This is a genomic window from Bacillus sp. GbtcB10, from assembly GCF_019091365.1.
GTDB classification, from domain to species: Bacteria; Bacillota; Bacilli; order Bacillales; family Bacillaceae; genus Bacillus; species Bacillus altitudinis.
On the sequence record NZ_JAGXJP010000014.1, the window covers coordinates 1 to 889 of the forward strand.

1 tRNA gene is annotated in these 889 nt (G+C 35.0%); it reads right to left on the reverse strand.

What is annotated here, in order from left to right:
* Positions 1–76 (reverse strand) — tRNA-Val (locus KVT11_RS19515).
* Between the last annotated feature and the right edge of the window lie 813 nt (positions 77–889).

The window sequence follows — 889 nt, forward strand, 5'->3', positions numbered from 1 at the left end:
TGGTGGAGGATGACGGGCTCGAACCGCCGACCCTCTGCTTGTAAGGCAGATGCTCTCCCAGCTGAGCTAATCCTCCATATTATGTCGTTTCGAATGTCTCTCGATCTGACAAATAGTATTATATAACGATAAGATATTGTTTGTAAAGACTTTTTTAAAATAATTTTTGAATTTATTTTAAAGCTATTTTTTCACATCTTTTCGTTAAGGCACCTAAAGAAGTTTACCACTTGTCTCTTCATTTTAAAAGTCTTTTTTTCATTTTTTTATGTTTTTTTGTTAAAAAGGGCATTAATAGCGCTTTTTCAATGTAAAAACAGCTCTTTTAAAGCTGAAAAATGTTTGTTTTATTCCTTAAATCCTCAGATAACGTGCATATAGAAACGAATTTTTTTATTATTTTATTTTTCCGAGAAACCATTTTGTATATTTGCTTTATATTAAATTGATCCTGGTCATTTTCCAAAAATTCGTCTCAGTGTTCCCTTACCTCATCAAACATTGTGGTGCTTAACTCAAATCTTCCTCCCCTCTCTCATTAGCAAACCAAGATGCCCTTTGCTCTCTTATGTAGGTTTCAATGATCTAGCAGCAAGCGCAGTTCGCTACATATGGTTGCCAGAGGAGAAGATCCTTTTTAGACATGTTTACTCTTTCGATGTTGACTCTTAGCAAGATGAGCGAGCGACGAGATTGGATGATAAGAATTTTATAGAATGTCTAGAATTCCAGTGAAGGGGATGAAATGAATGAGTTATTGAGAATGTAGTGAAAGACCACTATTTTCAATATAGATAGATATATCATTTATTAAAACACAAAAAAGACCAGTTCCGATTGGAACTGATCCTTTGAAAAGCTTGGCGGCGTCCTACTCTCACAGGGGGAA